The sequence below is a fragment of the Candidatus Limnocylindrales bacterium genome (genome assembly GCA_035559535.1).
Classification (GTDB): Bacteria; Moduliflexota; Moduliflexia; order Moduliflexales; family JAUQPW01; genus JAUQPW01.
Genome location: DATMBG010000021.1, coordinates 208,991 through 226,397 on the forward strand (window position 1 = coordinate 208,991; position 17,407 = coordinate 226,397).

General features: G+C 44.9%; 16 protein-coding genes and 1 pseudogene. 15 read left to right on the forward strand and 2 right to left on the reverse strand.

Annotated elements, in window-relative coordinates; all coding sequences use genetic code 11:
• Positions 1–202 precede the first annotated feature (202 nt).
• Entirely contained in the window at positions 203–1,615 is a 1,413-nt protein-coding gene (locus VNM22_06750) for an undecaprenyl-phosphate glucose phosphotransferase (protein ID HWP46845.1), read from the reverse strand.
• A 228-nt stretch (positions 1,616–1,843) separates the two neighbouring features.
• Between VNM22_06750 and VNM22_06755 the strand changes: the two are divergent.
• Positions 1,844–2,053 (forward strand): annotated as a pseudogene (locus VNM22_06755) (DnaJ domain-containing protein).
• 582 nt (positions 2,054–2,635) lie between these two features.
• Here VNM22_06755 and VNM22_06760 read toward each other — a convergent pair.
• Positions 2,636–3,037 carry a hypothetical protein gene (locus VNM22_06760; GenBank protein ID HWP46846.1) on the reverse strand — a complete coding sequence of 134 codons (402 nt, stop codon included), beginning with the start codon at positions 3,035–3,037 and terminating at the stop codon, positions 2,636–2,638.
• A 545-nt stretch (positions 3,038–3,582) separates the two neighbouring features.
• On the opposite strand from VNM22_06760, the gene VNM22_06765 reads away from it, so the two are divergent.
• The 14 genes from VNM22_06765 (at position 3,583) to VNM22_06830 (ending at position 17,167) form a co-directional block, all read left to right on the forward strand.
• Positions 3,583–4,602 (forward strand): WYL domain-containing protein, encoded by a 1,020-nt coding sequence (locus VNM22_06765; GenBank protein HWP46847.1) that lies wholly within the window; start codon positions 3,583–3,585, stop codon positions 4,600–4,602.
• Positions 4,603–4,666: 64 nt separating this feature from the next.
• Positions 4,667–5,215 (forward strand): hypothetical protein, encoded by a 549-nt coding sequence (locus VNM22_06770; protein ID HWP46848.1) that lies wholly within the window; start codon positions 4,667–4,669, stop codon positions 5,213–5,215.
• A 37-nt stretch (positions 5,216–5,252) separates the two neighbouring features.
• Complete coding sequence (locus VNM22_06775; protein HWP46849.1) at positions 5,253–5,387, forward strand: hypothetical protein; 135 nt, start codon at positions 5,253–5,255, stop codon at positions 5,385–5,387.
• A 221-nt stretch (positions 5,388–5,608) separates the two neighbouring features.
• Positions 5,609–5,968 (forward strand): hypothetical protein, encoded by a 360-nt coding sequence (locus VNM22_06780; protein ID HWP46850.1) that lies wholly within the window; start codon positions 5,609–5,611, stop codon positions 5,966–5,968.
• Complete coding sequence (gene cas7a / locus VNM22_06785; GenBank protein HWP46851.1) at positions 5,959–7,302, forward strand: type I-A CRISPR-associated protein Cas7/Csa2; 1,344 nt, start codon at positions 5,959–5,961, stop codon at positions 7,300–7,302. The genes VNM22_06780 and cas7a overlap by 10 nt, the downstream gene beginning before the upstream one ends.
• Positions 7,283–8,143: a type I-A CRISPR-associated protein Cas5a gene (gene cas5a, locus VNM22_06790; GenBank protein HWP46852.1), complete on the forward strand. Its 861-nt coding sequence runs from the start codon at positions 7,283–7,285 to the stop codon at positions 8,141–8,143. Before cas7a ends, cas5a begins: the two co-directional genes overlap by 20 nt.
• Positions 8,112–9,533: a CRISPR-associated helicase Cas3' gene (gene cas3, locus VNM22_06795; GenBank protein ID HWP46853.1), complete on the forward strand. Its 1,422-nt coding sequence runs from the start codon at positions 8,112–8,114 to the stop codon at positions 9,531–9,533. Before cas5a ends, cas3 begins: the two co-directional genes overlap by 32 nt.
• Entirely contained in the window at positions 9,511–10,038 is a 528-nt protein-coding gene (locus VNM22_06800) for a hypothetical protein (protein HWP46854.1), read from the forward strand. The genes cas3 and VNM22_06800 overlap by 23 nt, the downstream gene beginning before the upstream one ends.
• Positions 10,025–10,858, forward strand: a complete 834-nt coding sequence (locus VNM22_06805; protein ID HWP46855.1) for a hypothetical protein — start codon at positions 10,025–10,027, stop codon at positions 10,856–10,858. The genes VNM22_06800 and VNM22_06805 overlap by 14 nt, the downstream gene beginning before the upstream one ends.
• Positions 10,855–11,907 (forward strand): hypothetical protein, encoded by a 1,053-nt coding sequence (locus VNM22_06810; GenBank protein HWP46856.1) that lies wholly within the window; start codon positions 10,855–10,857, stop codon positions 11,905–11,907. The genes VNM22_06805 and VNM22_06810 overlap by 4 nt, the downstream gene beginning before the upstream one ends.
• A gap of 39 nt (positions 11,908–11,946) precedes the next feature.
• Entirely contained in the window at positions 11,947–12,744 is a 798-nt protein-coding gene (gene cas6 / locus VNM22_06815) for a CRISPR-associated endoribonuclease Cas6 (protein ID HWP46857.1), read from the forward strand.
• A gap of 259 nt (positions 12,745–13,003) precedes the next feature.
• Positions 13,004–13,513 (forward strand): hypothetical protein, encoded by a 510-nt coding sequence (locus tag VNM22_06820; protein ID HWP46858.1) that lies wholly within the window; start codon positions 13,004–13,006, stop codon positions 13,511–13,513.
• Positions 13,514–14,799: 1,286 nt separating this feature from the next.
• Positions 14,800–16,101 carry a serine hydrolase domain-containing protein gene (locus VNM22_06825; GenBank protein HWP46859.1) on the forward strand — a complete coding sequence of 434 codons (1,302 nt, stop codon included), beginning with the start codon at positions 14,800–14,802 and terminating at the stop codon, positions 16,099–16,101.
• A 121-nt stretch (positions 16,102–16,222) separates the two neighbouring features.
• Entirely contained in the window at positions 16,223–17,167 is a 945-nt protein-coding gene (locus tag VNM22_06830) for a DUF2231 domain-containing protein (protein HWP46860.1), read from the forward strand.
• The last annotated feature ends 240 nt before the right edge of the window (positions 17,168–17,407 follow it).

Consider the following 17,407-nt stretch of genomic DNA (forward strand, 5'->3'; position numbering starts at 1 on the left):
TGGGACACGGGGATTTTGGGACGCGGGGACGCGGGGACTTTTGAGACATTTCCTCAACATAATCAGAGGTTATATAAGTAAGATTAGCTGGAACCGGGAGAAAGGGGGACTTTTGAGGCATTTCCCCACATCTCTCAGTTCCCGCGTCCCCGTGTCCCAAAATCCCCGTGTCCCCATGTCCCCGCGTCTCCGTGTCCTTTATTTAATAAGCATGGTCGTTGACCATCCCTTTCCAGAGGGTAAGGAGAAGGATTTTGATATCAAATAAGAGGGACCAATTGGCGATATAGTAAAGGTCGTATTCGATCCGCTTTTCAATGGAAGTATTTCCCCGCCAGCCGTTGACCTGAGCCCATCCGGTCATACCGGACTTGACCTTATGGCGAAGAATGTATTGAGGGAATTTTTCTGTAAATTGTTCAACAAAGGGAGGTCGTTCGGGTCGAGGACCGACCAGACTCATTTCTCCCTTCAAGACGTTAAAGAGCTGAGGAAGTTCATCCAGACTGGTTCTCCGCATAAAAGCCCCGATTTTGGTTCGACGAGGATCGTTTTTCTTTGCCCAGACGGCTCCGGTCCTTTGCTCCGCATTGACATACATAGATCTGAACTTATACATATTGAAAACCCGTCCGTCCAGTCCCATTCGTTGCTGAACGTAAAAAATCGGTCCTGGGGAAGTTAACTTAATCAGGATGGCCAGGATGATCATGATAGGAGCGAACAGGATGATTCCAATCAGGGACAGGAGGATATCGAACCCACGTTTGATAATACTATTCCAACCCTGAAGTGGTGTTTCCCGCAGGGTTACGATGGGAATACCGTCTAACTCGTCGACACCCCCTTTGAGGGCTACATATTGGACCAGATCCGGAACGACTTTAATATCCACATATTCCCGATCCAGGGTATTCAAGATAGAGAGAAGGCGTTCATGGGCACTCAAAGGCAAGGCAATAAAAAGCTGTTGAATCTGATGGGTTTGAATAACTTCTCGCAGATCATCCAGAGTACCCAGTACCGGAACTCCCTCGATGATTTTCCCTTGTTTTGCCGGATCGTCATCCACAAACCCCCGCACATTTAATCCAAGCCCTGAATAGTAACGGGCTTTACGAACAAGCAATTGGCCTAACTCCCCGGCTCCCGCAATCAGGATATGGCGCAGATTATATCCCTTACTCCGGGCGTAGGAGATGAGATCATGGAACAAAGCTCTTCCGATGCCGATGAGAAAGACATCGATGGCCCAGAAGTAGAGAAGACCTAATCGGGAATAGGTGGTGAGCGGAAAGAAAAAGAAATTAAACGTAATAAGGAAGAGAGTCCCCAGCGTTACCGCTTGAAAGACCGTAACAAACTCATCAATTTTTGAATGGCCCCGGCGGGGAAGATAGAGACCACACAGCTTAAAAACGATGGGCCAGATGACCAGGATGGGATATAAAGCTTGTAAATAAAGGGATAAAGGTGGAATCCCTTTGGTTACCGGAACTATGTCCGTATAAAATCTTAAAGTGTAAGCCAGAAGTAGAGAAAGTGCTGTTGCAATAAGATCAATCGTTACCAGTCCCGTTAAAATCAACGGATGGTTTTTTTTCAATGAAGCCATACCTCCCTTTCTCCTGTCCAGTTTCTAAATCACTTCCATTATCCAGATATCCAAACAACTCTTCCCTAACACTTTTCGACTTTAAATTTGTAAAAAGGGAAAGCTTAACTCTATAAAACGCAATTAATTAAACACACAGGTTACCCTTCTGTCAACAAAAATTCTCACTTAAAAAATGCAAAAGATATTTTATTGACATTCTTTCCAAAATTCAAGATAGATTAAGTTATGAAAAATAAAAACTACTATGAGATTTTGGGAATTTCCAGGGAGGCTTCCGAGGCCGAGATCAAGGCAGCGTATCGAAGGGCTGCCTTAAAGTATCATCCAGATAGAAATCCTGGAAATGCAGAGGCTGCCGAAAAGTTCAAAGAAGCTGCCGAGGCCTACGAAGTTCTCTCCGATCCCGAGAAGCGTAGACTATACGATCGGTACGGGCCTGATTTTGGCCGAAAGGGTCGTACGACTCGAGAACAAAAGCAGGAGCCCCCCTCCTACGAACCTTCCGACATGATGGAAGAAGTTTTGATCGAGTTGGGCTGGGCGTTGGTGAAAGAGCATGGAAAGTACATCCCCGAGCATGTTTTCGACACCCTGTTCCAGGATGAACTCCAGGCCCATATACGGCTTCCTTTCATTTACGAACGCATCCCCCATCCTGCTACGGGTCGACCGGTCGTCTGGATGAAAAAAATCAAGAAGAGCAAGATATCAGCTACCCGGGCGCAACAGACCGAAGATAACCTCTCCCGTCTGAAAAGTGCGTTGAAAGAAGCCGGGCTTTCCCTGGAAGACCTCTCCTACTCTGAAATCCTCCAATTTACCAAAGAGCTAGGCATTACGCTGGGTACCAAGATCCTGAAAAAATTGATGAGGAGAGAGTAGTACCGGCCTGGCCGTCGGATATTGGAATACCTTTTAGATCATATAAAACTTAGAGTTCTCACCGGCATGAACTGTAGCAGTTCCCAAGCTATCCCACCCAACTTTACAAAAATTTTGAAACCTTTTTGTCCTTTTCTATTCTACGAACCGAGAGGGTAAAACCTCTTCCTCCCCCATTTTATCCTCAATAAAAGCCAGCCGGGATTCTATTCTTTCAAAGGCAGTTGCCATGGTAAATTCCAACTGCCTGAACCGTTCGCTCTCCAGAAGGGAGGGGTTGGAACTTTTCAATTTTCTGAGTTGGGCGATGAGTTGGAGGATCCATTCCAGGAGGAAGAGGGCCAGGTAGCTGAAGAGGATAATGAGGGCAAGAACGGTGGTCGTTATACTGATCACCAGCAGAAATCGAACATCCTGGGGAGTCAAGAGGGGACCTGCCAGTTGAAAAAGGTTATAGAGCAAATAAATTCCTGCCAGTCCTCCAAAAACGGTCAGGATCCTCAAGGAGTCTGCCAGGGGATTTTGGGATTTTTGCATGATAGATCACCTCCAGGGAATGGATAGACTTTCTGGTTTTTCAAACCAGATTTTTTTCTTAACGATACCATTGCATTTTTTCCAAGGTCTATCCGTTTGTATTCAATTCAATTGAAGCACTTCCTGGTTTCTAAGGCCTCTCCCTGTTCACCCTGGGTTTGTTGAAGGGGGAACACCCTCCGAAGGGCAGGGTCGGGTTAAAGGCCGATTTCAATCAAAGGGTTAGAGATACGTATGCAGATAATATACAGGCGAATAAAAGGAGAAGTCAAAGGAAAATTAACCGGGTGAAAAGAAAGACTTGGGAGGAAAGGGATTGGTTTTTATTTTTTTCCGGGCCTATTTCTCTCCTTGACAGAGGATCACCGGTTTTATAAAATTTTATCCAACTTCTTACCGATTTCCTATCCTTGCCTTTCGTAAGGGAAAAACTTCAACTGTCCGGACAAAAAATTAAAAATTTTTACCCTCAATCCAGACAGGGGCGGACTCAACGGGTGTCAGGGTCTGGTGAGAGCCAGATTCGGAGACCTAAGTTAGGGTTGATGTTAAAAGAAACAAATCATTCAAACTTCAATTATGGAGCGACCAAGTTTGCACGCATGATCCGCCTCATGTCGGAGGTCAAGACCAACCCTTATCAACGACCGGAGGAGCTTTGGCGACTGTTGGGGATCAAGCGTTCGCAGTTTTTTGAAGATCGGAAGGTACTGGCCCAATTCGGTTTTGAATTCAAATATGATCGGCGCGAGAAGAGGTATAAGATAATCCGGGACATTTTCATTCCTGTGCTGGACCTTACGGTAACCGAAGTGATCAGTCTGGCCATGGCCGTACGTCAGCTTTCGGCGGCCGGGGATCATACCCTTGTTTGGGATGCCGTACAGGCGATTCGAAAGATTGCGGCCAATGCTCCTGAAGCGGCGAGTGAGATGCTTTCCTATGCGATTAACCAGAAAACCCTCAAAGATACGTTCAAAGTCAGCCCAAAATGGATGAATCTGCTCTGGCAAGCCCGGCAGAATCGCCATCGTGTCAGGATACTCTATGAGGATTACTCCCGAGGGCAAAAACGTTGGTTTCTGGCCGATATTTACATGATTTACTTCAAAGGTCGAGCCTTGTATGTAGATGCCTATTTACCCGGCGAGGATCGTATCGCCATGTTAAGGGCCAGCCGGATCAAGCAGGTGGAGCTACTTTCGGAAGAGTTTCAGGTGCATCCCGACTATAACTTTCATGAACGTCACCGTTACAGCTTTCGGGTCATGATCAGTGAAAGCAAACCCGTACGGGTACGAATTCGCTTCGATCCGAAAATTGCCCCTTACATTCGTGAAGCCTACTGGCATGAATCCCAGCAGATTCTTGGATGCGACGATGGAGGGTTGATTCTGAGTTTGACCGTAGCCGAGCCGCAGGAAGTGTTGTGGTATCTGGTCTTTCCTTGGGGTGAAGGGGCCGAGATCCTCGAGCCTGAGTCGCTACGCCAGGAAGCGGCCAGAGTTGCGCTTCAGGTGTATAAGCGGTATACAGAAAAAAAAGATCCCGGATTTGAAACCTGAAATCTTTGCAGTTCATAAGGGATAGGTTGAGGGCGTCCGACAGCAGGTGGAGGGAGGGTAAGATATGTCCAGACAGGATATCAAAACGATTATTTTTTTAACCTTTCTATTGCTTGCCATCCCGGGCTGTGGAGACGATGACGATCATAATGACCTGACACCCAATGTAGCAGGGGTTTGGAATCTCAGCGCGAATCTGACAAGTAACAGTTGTCCTGTTCCGGCCACGCCCATTGTTGTGGATCAATTTTCCATAACCCAAAATGGGAACGCACTAACCGCCGTGGATACAAGCGGAGCGCCTTATACCGGAAGCATTACAGGTAACACCATCAGGTTATCGCTGGCGACTCCCACGACCGAAACAGAGGATTCCTGTACCCTCACAGGGGATATCGATGTCCTGGCGTTTGTGAACCCTGGGGAGGTAAATCCCAGCCGGGCCACCGGGACCCTCAGTTTTCTCTTTACCTCGAGTGGGAGCTGTGCACTTCCGATAAACTGTCGGGTGGACCACAGTTTAACCATGGAACGGGCAGGAGTGGCCAAGGAGCAGCCGTCGGGTTATCCGGGTTTAAGGAAAGTGTTAGGAGAGATGATGAACAGGTTTTAAGTGAAAGAGCTGTAAGCGGCCCGCAAAGGGCCGCTTCATGGGGATAAGGGTTTTCTTTGATAAAGGGTTAGGCGAGTTAGCCATAGAATGGATTCACCTTCAGTGGGGGCGGGCCCTTTTAATCATGGGAGCCGTTTTAGTAATTGCCGGGGCTATTGTAAAGGAAAGCTGAGTTGCTCACTCTACTCTACAGCTACTTGCTCGGATTTTTAATGTGTCACTTTCAGCGATGCGTTGTCGGTTGCCTGCGCTTGGGTTTTTGAAAGATTCTGAAAAAGAAGGGCAACCGGGTCTATTTGAGTAGAAGTGTGATAGGTAAGTCATGAAGGCTCAAAGGTTATCGTTACAAATACCGTGAATCGATACTCCATGATCATAAAGGAGGGTGATGAGATGAGTTTACAGGAACAGATTACAAAAAGCAAAGAAATAAAAAGAGTCGCCGGCTACCTGAGAAATGTGTTTGAAGTAGAAATTGCCTATGATATCTTAGATAAAATTGCCAAGGCACGAAAAATCGAAGATTTTTGCGAAGGTCTGTATACCGCTCTAAGACTTCAGGAAAAGACTCAGAGAGAAAAAAAGAAAGAAGGTATTAACAACATTTATATCCCGTCGGGAGATGATCTTCAGAAGGTTGTGGAGCTTGCTAAGCAAAACCTTAAGGAAACATCGAGGTATTTAGCTTCTCTAGCCTTGGCATATCCAAGTAAAAGAACTGAGAAAAAGGAGGAATCGATATCATGTTTTTAAGGATTACAGGAAGAATTTTTCTGAATGTTCAGTCGATGAACGCTCAGGGTGGCGGTGGAACTAATTATATTGAGATAACTAAAGTTCCTATCATTTTAAAATCCAATGGGAACTACAAACCTTGTGAGGTCCCTGCTATTTCTGGCAACATGATCAAACATTATCACTTTGTGGGGTTTACAGAAAGATTTAAGCAGACTCCTTACGCCCAAAATCTTACGTGGGATGCATCCAGGGCTTACGTTGCTTTAAGATTTGATCGCGGTAAAACAGCCAAAAAAGCAAATGGACAAGAGATTTCCCTGCAATCAGAAGGAGAAATACTAAGCCATTTTGCAGATGCCGATCTTCATGGCTTTTTAGCCCCAGATACCCAGTGTCGAAGGGAATCTATTTTGAAGTTCTCTTTCTTTGTTCCAGTAGAAGAGTTCGTTGAAGAGGTTGAGGTAAAGGCTGTGGTTCATAACAGAGTTGATGTAGATGAAGAGGGTAAGATACCCCCTAGAGAAGAAGGTGCCATGATGTTCTTTAAACGAGAGTATACCTCTGCGCCATATGGTTTCCTTATGAGCTTTGATCTACCTTACAGCGGGCTAACTCTCGCAAGCATGAACTCACCAAACGTACTGGGAGTACTCGAACGCCAATCAAGGGTTAAATCAGCCATCTTAGGGCTTATGGACCTGTTATCTGGAAGGGCGGGCGCAAGTTTATCCCGGGCTTTTCCCGCTGCAAAGGTTGAAGAGTTAATCGTGGCTTCTTCCGAAGAGCCGCTTCCGGCCCTGGTTCACGGGTTTTACAAAGACTATGCGGAACAGAGCGCCAAAATCCTGAAGGCTTATAAGAGTCTTTCGAGTACTGATATTACTGTAAACCTCTATGCCAGGAATTCTCAAAGAAAATCTGAACTTGAGCAGATGCTTAAGGATAGCCAGAGTAGCTTAGAAGTCAAGGTTTTTGATGACTTCATAAGCCTTTTATCCGATGCAGAGAAGAGTGCTGAGGAGGTAATTGCGAGTATGGCCATGAAAGAGCTTAAAGAAATACAAGAAAAGGTTTCTCTTCAATCAAAAGAAGAAATCAAAAAGGTTTTAGAGAACTGGCAAAATCTATTGGCTAAAGCCCAAGAGATTTATCCAGCAATATGGGAAGAGTATAACCTGCTTGAACAATCGATGGAATCTGAAGATAAGGATTTGAAAAAACTTGCTGATGAGCTTAGGGAAGCAAACTCCACGGAAAAAAGAACTGAATTGATTAAGGCTCTGAGGGAAGGAATCGAAAAGAAAAAAAACAAAAAGAAGGAGGAAGAAGGTGAAGGCTCTGGCTCTTAGAGTACGAGGGCCCTTGTACTCCTCAAAATCTGCCCCCAGGGAACTGCTGTCTTATCAGGTGGCTATCTGTCCGCCTTTGCCCTTACCTGCTGCACTTCTAGGTGCTTTGATCCGAGCCTATGCCCGGCTTGATAGGAGTGTGTCAAAGGATAAGGTGGATAAAGCTGCGGTAGAATACCTTGAAAGGTTCAAGAAGTATGGCATCTCAGCTACATGTAAGCTTTCCTCAGATTCCTCTCTTATCAAAGGAGCCATATTACTAAAAAGATTTAGAACTCTAGAAGCAACGCCCCCAAAGGGAGAAGAAAAAAGTGATGCCATGCGCCGTGAGTACATTTTCCATAATAAACTGGATATCTTCTATCTCTTTGATTCACCACCTGATGACTTCAAAAAGATAGAGCAGGCCGGGTATCTGATTGACAGGATGGGTGATACAGAATCTTTAATTACCGTTGAAGAGATTATCACCGTCAATAATCAGAACCCCGTTAATGATCGAGAAGTTGAGATCAATACCGTTACTCCCTTTGACCTTTTGGATGAGCATCCGTCTAATGGGATGATTTGGAACGGGCTGGCTGAGTCAATATATCCAGGTAGGGAAGCAAGGCCAGGAGCATTTGTGTTACCCCTTGAAACAAGGGTTTCAAAGGGATCTGAGTATTTCGTTGGATGTTCGTTCCAAGCTAAAATAAAAGAGGGCGTTAACGTTCACAGCTTCGAGTTTAAAGGTGAAACGATTACAGTGATAAGTTGGGCAGCTCAACAAATTACTTATAAGACCGAGCAAAGAAAGAAAACAAAAGATGGAAGAGGAAAAGGTAAAAGAAACTTTTAAGAGGATTATCGAAAAAGAACCCTACGATTATCAAGAGAGAGCATTCCGAGAAATCCTCAATCTCTCTGATTCGGGTGGGCTGGCCTTAATAGAAGCACCTACCGCGTCGGGTAAAACAGAAGCGGTGGTATTTCCTTATCTAACCCAACACGACATAAAGAGCTTTCCACTCGCCAGGAGATTGATTTACGTTCTTCCAACTCGCGCACTGGTTAACGCCCAAGCCCTGAGGATAAAAGGGTATGCTCAAAAGCTTGGCCTAAATCTGGTTGTTAACATAGATCATGGTGCTGTTCAATCTCCCACACCAATGTTCTATGGTGATGTTGTCCTTACGACGTGGGACGCTTTTCTCTATGGATATGCAGCTCAAAGGACCATAGGGACCAGGTTAACCATCCCTGCCGGGAATTTGGCTCTTTCCATGTTAGTCTTTGATGAGGTTCAGATGTATCAGGATTGGGACTTCTATACACCCAGGCTGATGGGATCTATTTTAAACCACTTTAAAGGCCCTGGAATTCCCATTGTGTTTATGACGGCCACACTACCTGCACGGCTAAAGGAAATGTTGGGTTTAGGGGAAGCTGTTCTAATCTCATCTCTTAGCTCTGACGCTAAAAAACCCCTTCGTGGAACTGTCCATGTTGAAATTGAAAAGGAAAAAGACATCTTAGACGTTATAGCTAAAAATAGAACCACCCTGGAAGAGACTATAAAAAGACAGGAGAAAGTGCTGATTGTAACCAATACGGTAAAAAAGGCCGTTGAAGTTTGGGAGAAAGTTAAAGAAATCGATTCAGAAGCAATTTTGCTTCATTCGCGGCTGGTCAATCAGGCAAGAAGAGAAAGAGAGCAACAACTTATCAACGGGCACTTTAAAGTGTTAGTTGCAACCCAGCTGGTAGAGTCAGGTCTTGATATACCGAAAATAACTTTGGGTATTGTGGAAGCAGCTCCACCCGATGCTCTTATCCAACGAATCGGTAGGGTTGCAAGAAGAGAAAGCGAGCATGGGCAGGTTTTAGTTGTGATACCAAGAGAAAATGGGAAAGTTCACTTTAGACCATACTTGTCAGTCAGTGAAGATGATTTGAAGGGATTGAAGGCTGAGATTGAGAAATTAGACGCAAAAATCAAGAAATTAAAAGAAAAAAATGAAAAGGCTGATAAAATTAAAAAACAACACAAGGAGCTTACACGGCAGCGTGAAGAGCTTAAACGTATTTACAAAAAATTTTATACTTTGGAAAATTTCTGGGCTGACTTGAACAGGGACAGCGTGTCTGAAGCATTAAATAATCTGGAAGCGTGTCGAAAACTCCTGGATAATTTCTATGATCAATTCATTGTTGAGGAAGAAGAAAATGGCGAAGAGAAAGCAGAGTAAAATAAAAGAAGAAACTAAAAAATCAATCGTGGAAGAAATTAAAAAGCGTGAGAACGAGATACAGAGAATACTTGCTGCTGCAGAGGCTTACTTTAGCGAGTTCTCCCTCTTCTCCCTTCCACCCGAGATTGAACTCAGAGCGAGACCGGAGCTTTATGTCACGGCGGTTTGGGTCCCCTCCTGTGAAGAATTCAGAGAGCTAAGAGAACAGATTGAACAATTCAGCAAAGGTTCAGACAACTCAAAAGATGTGGAAGCTTCGCCCCAGGAGATTCGAAAACTGTTTGAAGATTACTCCTTCAATTTACCTCTCCGACAGGCACATGCCGTTTTAAAGTGGGACGACAAAAAATTCATTGTCCTTGAAGTTAGCCAAACCTTGAAGAGGGAAGGGAAAATCGAGGTCAGGATAAGAAAACAAGACTATCTATCAGGTCTTACGACCGCTTTGGTCAAAGAGTATGATTCCGAAATGGGGTTAATAGGAAATCATGAGAGAGAATAATACCTCATTTAAATGTCCCCATAACTACGGCTGCACAGGTCTTGTAGACTGTAAACTTCCTTCCTTCTATGAGGGGAAGAATGGAAGCAGAGAACCCAAGGAATGCTTTGTCCAGCACATAGAACTTTTGCTCAATACCTGGATAAATCGGCTGGAATTAAAATACTTACCTTCTATTCTCAGGGTCTGTAAAACAATAGACCCACTGTTGGATCCAGATACCCTAAACAGCTTAATAAAGGCTGTGATGATTTTTCATGATGTGGGAAAATTAACCGACGTTTATAAAGCTGGTAGGGGTATAGGGGACTTTCGCCATGAGTTTGTTAGCTCCTATGTTTTCAACTTGGTTCTTGAAAAGCTTTCGACCAAGTTTCACTCTGAGTTAAAAACGGCGGCGATAGGCGCTGTGCTCCTACATCATGAACCTATCCTTATGGGACAGGTTGGTCAAATTCATGAGGAGAAACTTACGACCACTGAAATTTGGAGACGCCTAAATAGTGTGGATAAAGAGAAAACCTTACTTCTTGAACGAACAGTTGAAGCTATCAACAAACTTGTAAAAAAGTACTGTGGATGGGATGTGGAAATACCGCGAGAGATAGTGATCAAGGAATTGGCAGGTTTTCTTCAACGACTCCTCACTGGTTCGAGACACCTGGGTAAGAGAGAAGATAGAATAAAAAGGAGAATTTTAGTAGGTGTTTTTTTATCACCCCTTGTTTTATGTGATTATACGGCTGCAGTTAATTTCAGAAACGAAGACAAACAAATAACCGCTTTTTGGGAAGTAGCAAAATCAGAGGTGGAGTTATGAAGCTATACACTCCCGGTTTTGGAGAAATTCCAGATATGTACATAACCTATGGTCTTTTTGAGGGAGCAGTAAGGGGATTACCTTACTCAGAGGTAAAACTCTTTCCGCAAGGACAAAAATTCATTTTGGAAATCGAAGCCGATGAAAGCGATATTTCCAAAGGTCTGATAAGAGGCGTAAAAGATGCTATTATAGAAATGCTAGAACTCTTTCAATCAACATGGAAAATCGGATATACATCCTTTGGAGGAGCTATAGATAGGCTTGATTTAGGAAGGAATTATAAGTCTGTTCCTGGAAAGTTAAAGACTTTTTTGAAAAAATCCTGGGATCTTTCAAGTAGTTATAAAGAAGCTCATCACAAGTGCAGTAAAAAAACGACCCCTTATCTCCCTATTACTCCACAACTGGGCACGAAGCGTTCTTTTTTATATGAGACTGTAGAACGAAAAAACTACTACCAAATCCTTGGAGAAAATTGCTGTTTTCCCCTCTGTTGGGTTGGCTTACATTATTATAGCTCTTTCTATACAACAGGAGATTCAACCACTTTTTGCACTTTAATTCCAACATCTTTGTTAGATAAAACTGACTTACTTCCAGTTAAAGATATCTCAACTCGTGTTCAATACCACAAAGAGTCGAGGAAAGTCCAGCTAAACTTGTTTTCCTTGGCACTTTATTTGCTTTCAAAAGGTGAGACATTATTTGCATTGAATAAGCCATGGAAATTATGTATCTATAACATTTCTATTAGTGGAAAGGCCCCTTCAATAAGAAGCTACACAATAATTCAACCAAAAAGATTTCTCGAGTTTATTTCAGTAGTAAAATCCTCCTCGCCAAACTGGCTAAGACTCTTAGATAGTCTAATAAAAGAAGACAAGCAAGAATCTATTTCACTTATTGCAGAATCTCTTTTGTTCAACAATACAAATAGCTTATACGATGCCCTGAAGCAAGTCGAAAGAAGCTTAGGCAAAGAAGAAAAACAGTTCCTCGACGAGGCTATAGTAGATGCTCTCTACAAAACTATTTGGAGTTTGTAAGATGAGGGGAACTTATTTGAGGGTTATAGGTGAAATAAAATGCCCATTGCAACCGTTCTTCATAGTATCCTTTCCGAAGATCTGGACGCTTCAAAAATCAGCGGCGAAGCTCTCCATGGACTCTTTTTTGCCATCCTTGCCCAGAAGGACAAAAGACTGGCCTGGCAACTCCACAAAGCAGCCGGAACAAAGCCTTTCACCCTGGCCTTCCTGAACCGGGGAAAAAAGAGCAAATTTAAACCCGGTGAAGAACTGAGAATGAGGGTGACTTTACTCGACGATTCGCTTTTCATGAAACTTGCCGATGCCTTTATGAATCCGCAAATGGAACTCGAACTTCAGAACGCCAGAATAATTCCCACGATGATCAACCTCTCTGCCACAGACAGGGGCCTGTGGACAGGACAACAGAAATGGGAAGAAATCTACGATTCGGCAGGGGAAGGTATCGAGATAGTCCTGCAGTTTGTAACCCCCACGACTTTTCGGCAAAGAGATATGGACGTTCCCCTCCCCATTCCCAAACTGGTGTTCGGCAGCTATCTAAAGAGATGGAAGGAGTTCTCTCCTATTCCCCTTCACCCGGATTTACAAACTGTAGTGGAAGAACGCATCGCTGTCTTCGAACCACACATTAAACCCGCTCCGTTTTTTACAGGAAAAGTATGGGTACACGGATTTATCGGTCGAAGCCGGTTTAAGATCATGGACGATGTCAGCCCGGAACTCGTGAAACAGATTAATATCCTTGCCGACTTTGCCTTTTATTCAGGAACTGGTTACAAGACTACGTATGGAATGGGAATGACCAGAAAGTTAAAAATTTTTTATATTTAGTCCAGACAAGAGCGGACTCGGGTAGGATCAAGATCTTGTAACAGTTGGACTTACAGAAATAGGTTAAAATTAATGATAAAACCACTGTGGATCAATTTTCCATAACCTAAAGTGGGAGCATCCTTTCCGCAATCTCACAGGGCTGAAACCTCAGATATGGAAGGGACAGAGAAATAACCTTCAAACTTCCAGAGCAGATTATAAGCCTGAGAGGCAAAGCGTGCGGGAACAATCTTACCACTTAAAGGAGGAATTCCCTATGCTTAAAACCACGGCATCGATACTGGTTTTTGTGTTAATCTTTGAATCTATTGCCTTGGCCGTTGATTCCAAAAATGCGGCTTATGTAGGCGGTACGGCCGTTGAGTTTGGGAATCCAGAAGAACCTATCGAGGGGAAATTGCTCACAAAGAGTGAAACAGAGCTTCAATTTGTTTGGGGGGATAAGAAGGGTTCTAACACCTTTTCTATTCCCTATAAAAATATCCTGGATTTAGAATACGGCCAGAAAGCAGGGAGAAGGGTAGGAGTAGCCATAGGAACTGCGTTATTAGTAAGTCCCATAGGTCTATTTGCCCTTTTTTCCAAGAAACGAAAGCATTTTCTAACCATCGGATATAAAGATGCCCAGGACAAAGAACAGGTAGTTGTTTTTGAGTTAGGTAAGGGTATTGTACGAACCACCTTGCCTATCCTGGAAACCCGGTCGGGTAAGAAAATTGAGTATCAAGACAAAGAAGCAGAGAAAGCCGGTAAAGGTGGGAATTGAGTCCGGTACTCTCTTACAGGAATATCAAATGAGTTTGCTTTAAGTGACCTCTACTTATATTAAGTTTAGATCTCTGCAAATTTCGATCGGTACCAGGATCTCCCTTTTTAACCCTCTTACCAGAAGTATATATAACCTTGAAATCTTTTTAAGCATGCCCCAAACTTAGTTGGAGTAAGAAGTGACTCTCAGTTAAAAGAACTCAAAAACTAATACATAGTCCATTTAATATTGGCTTTAGAAAGCTGCCTTCACTCCCCAGCTCCCCTCTTCCGCAGCATGGGAGAGGGGCCGGGGGTGAGGGTCACTTAAACATTAAGCAAAATTAAAGTAACAAAGCATTACTACCTTGTAAAGTTAGATTTGAATAATCGTTCTACCCCCACCCCCAGCCTCCATACGCGCCAGGATAAGAAGTCAGGCCCCGGCGGGGCGATCTGTTTCACAGGCCGCTCCTCCGGAGTCTGAATGACTGGATCCCCCGATCTATATCGGTGGCTACCCACAGTTCGCCCCTGATGGGGTTTTTCAGCTTAATCTGGCGTGTATGCCCCGGTCCTTCTCCCGAAGCTTTTGTGTAATTTTCCACCCTTACCTCCCCTAATCCCTCGGCACCAGGTTAAGGCACCTCCACCCGACTCCTCCCACTTTCGATTTGAGAGACTAGGACTCAAAACGGCTTGGCTAGGCTTTGGGGGGTTGGTTACTCTTTTTGCAAAAGAAGGATCTTGCCTTCCCCAAGGAGTTCGGTCCATTTCGCCGTTTAGCCGATGGACTCATTGAACCCTCTCTTAATCTCCGAAATGAAAAAGTAGGTAATGGTTAGAACTTACGTCGAGGGCTACCAACCTTTCGCCCTTGACGGGGTTTTTCAGCTTAACCTGATGTGTATGGGGGGTTAGGAGAGTATCTAGACCCCCGGGTCTAACCCTTAACTTGGCCCATAGGGGGTAGCTCGTTGTGGTAGCCCTATTTAAGGGCGATCCTGGATGGTCGCCCTGCAAGGTTATATAACACTTCTATGATTTAGTATAAAATGATGAATATCATCGGTATTGACAAGCTTGCTTTTAGAGAGGAAGATAACCGGGTAGATGGGGTTCCGGTGGAAGCGGAAAATTCAACCTAACCTCGATGGGGGATTTCACACATAAAATTAACCCAGGAATGCATTTCGATCCGGAACCTAAGATATTTTGTTAATTCAAGGCATACTGGTAAGGTCTGCAAGTCTTAAAAGAGCGCCTGTACCGGGCCGGTTATCCTTCAAAAAGGAGGTTTTACTTATGAAACGATTTTTATTGAAAACGACTGGAATGATTCTCATGATAGTAGGGATAATTTCCATAGTACCTGGGGTGGGGGCTACCTCCCTATCCCCTGTGAAGCCTGAACAGGTTGGTCTCTCCTCGGAGCGATTGGATCGCCTGGATCAATTCTTCAAAACTGAGATTGACCAGGGTAAAATCCCAGGTGTTGTAGCTCTCATTGCACGAAAGGGACAGATTGCCTACTTTAAGAGCTTCGGTTTTCGTGATAAAGCAAGCGGCGCACCCATGTCCAATGATGCCATCTTCCGGATCTATTCCATGACCAAGCCTTTTACCTCGGTAGCAGCGATGATGCTGGTCGAGGAGGGGAAAATTGTCCTCACCGACCCCATTTCGAAATTTCTTCCACAGTTGGGAAAGCTGGAAGTGAGTGTACCGAAGTTTGATCCCACTACCGGTATGGTAACCTATTCGACCACACCCGCCGTGCGTGAAATTACGGTTCAAGATCTGTTGCGTCACACCTCCGGTTTTACCTATGGAACCCAGACTACAAACGTCTACGTGAAGGAACTCTATGACAAGGTAGGTGTAGATGCCACCGATATTACAAATGCGGATCTGATCGAACGTCTGGCGAAGGTACCACTGGTCCACCAGCCCGGGACGGCCTTCGAATACAGCCGGTCAACAGATGTACTGGGGCGACTCATCGAGGTTGTGGCCAACACGACCCTGTCCAAATTCTTCAAGGAGCGTATCTTTGATCCTCTTAAGATGGAAGATTCCGGGTTCTATGTGCCGGAGGAGAAACTGGGTCGCCTCGCCCAGCCGTTTCCCACCGACCCAGCTACTGGGAAGCCCATTAAACTACTGGACGTAACGAAACCTCCCACCTATGAAGCCGGAGGTCAGGGTGCCGTCTCTACGGCCAGCGATTATGCACGCTTCTGCCAGATGTTGCTTAACGGCGGACATCTCGATGGTGTCCGGCTACTCAGCCGTACAACGGTAAATCTCATGACCTCCGATCATCTGGGTAAGATACTGGAAGCCGCTCCGATGCCCAGCCAGCTCTTGCTTGGTGTGCCCGGTTATACCTTTGGACTCGGATTCGCAATCCGTCTGGAGCCGGGTATAGCAGGAGTTCCAGGATCGGCCGGGGAATATACCTGGGGTGGCTTTGCCGGAACTTACTTCTGGGTTGATCCTAAAGAAGAACTTATCGGTATCTTAATGCTCCAGACCCCGGGCCCGGCACGGGTCCAATACCGAAAACTTTTCAGACAACTGGTTTATCAGGCCATCGTCGACTAATCGCGTTCAGATTTAAAGGATCGATCCGGGTGGTTTAACTTTGTTTTTTCAATCGGACCTTGTTCCCAACATCTTTTTTTCATAAACTTACGATTTTAAAATCGTGTAGAGGAGATGAATTATGATAACCCGAGCGACTCTTAAAGGACATCCCATTCATTCCATATGGGTTGTGCTTCCCATTGGAGCTTTTTCAGCTTCCTTTGTCGCTGATCTTGTTTCTTTTTGGAGCCAGGACTCCATCTGGTACTGGCTGGGATGGTATAACTTATGGATAGGTTTTATAGGAGGGCTGGCAGCGGTAATTCCGGGTCTTATAGACTATTTTTCTCTTCCTAAAGAAAGTGCTGCCCGGCGTACCGCTTTCCTTCATGCAAGCCTGGCCCTGGTTATGCTGATTTTGTTTTTTATAAGTCTTCTACAGCATGGAAGTTCTACGGCTCCCTTACAACCTGCCTGGAAATCAGGATTTTTATTCTCTTTGATGGGAATCCTGGTTATGCTGGCCGTGGGATGGTTGGGGGGATCCCTGGTATATAAATATCAGGTAGGGGTTCAACCACCCAAAGATCTTGATCTTGAAACCCTTGGGGAACCCAGGAGCATAGCCAATATCAAGGGTCATCCCATCCATCCCATGTTGGTACCTATGCCCCTCACGCTTTTTCTGGTTTCCGTCCTGTTTGATCTGTTTGTTTTATTCGGAAAAGAGGCCGCTTTCTGGGAACGGCTCGCTTTTTATGAACTCAGTCTAAGTTTAGGAGGAGCCGCTTTAGCCTTTTTTCCCGGAATGATAGATGCCTTTCATGTCCTTTCCCTACCGTCCGGACAGACAGTAGGTAAGCATGTTATAGCCATTGCCTTATTCCTTTCTTCACTTACCATCAGCCTGGTAGTCCGTGTCTCTGGGCTCCCGTTCGCCTGGTGGGTTGGTTTTATAGCTTCTCTGGTGGGCCTGGTTTTCTTGGGCATAGGAGGCTGGTTCGGAGGGGAGAATGTTTATCGGGAACGAATAGGGATCGAAAAAGAAAGGGTTCAGGCCCGGGCTGAAACTTTACCGCGGTAAAGAATTTTATCCTGAACTAATCCCTTCAACCCCCATACGTACCAGGTTAAGCTGAGAAGTCCCATCCAGGACGAACTGTCTGTAACCCCCGACGTAGGTCGAGGGATCCAGTCATTCAGACCCTGGCGGAGTGGCCCGTGAAACAGATCGCCCCGTCGGGGCTAATCTCCTTATTCTGGTGTGTATGCCTCTGATCCCTCTCCCCTCACCCCTTGTCCCCCTCTCCTGTGTAGGGGCGGG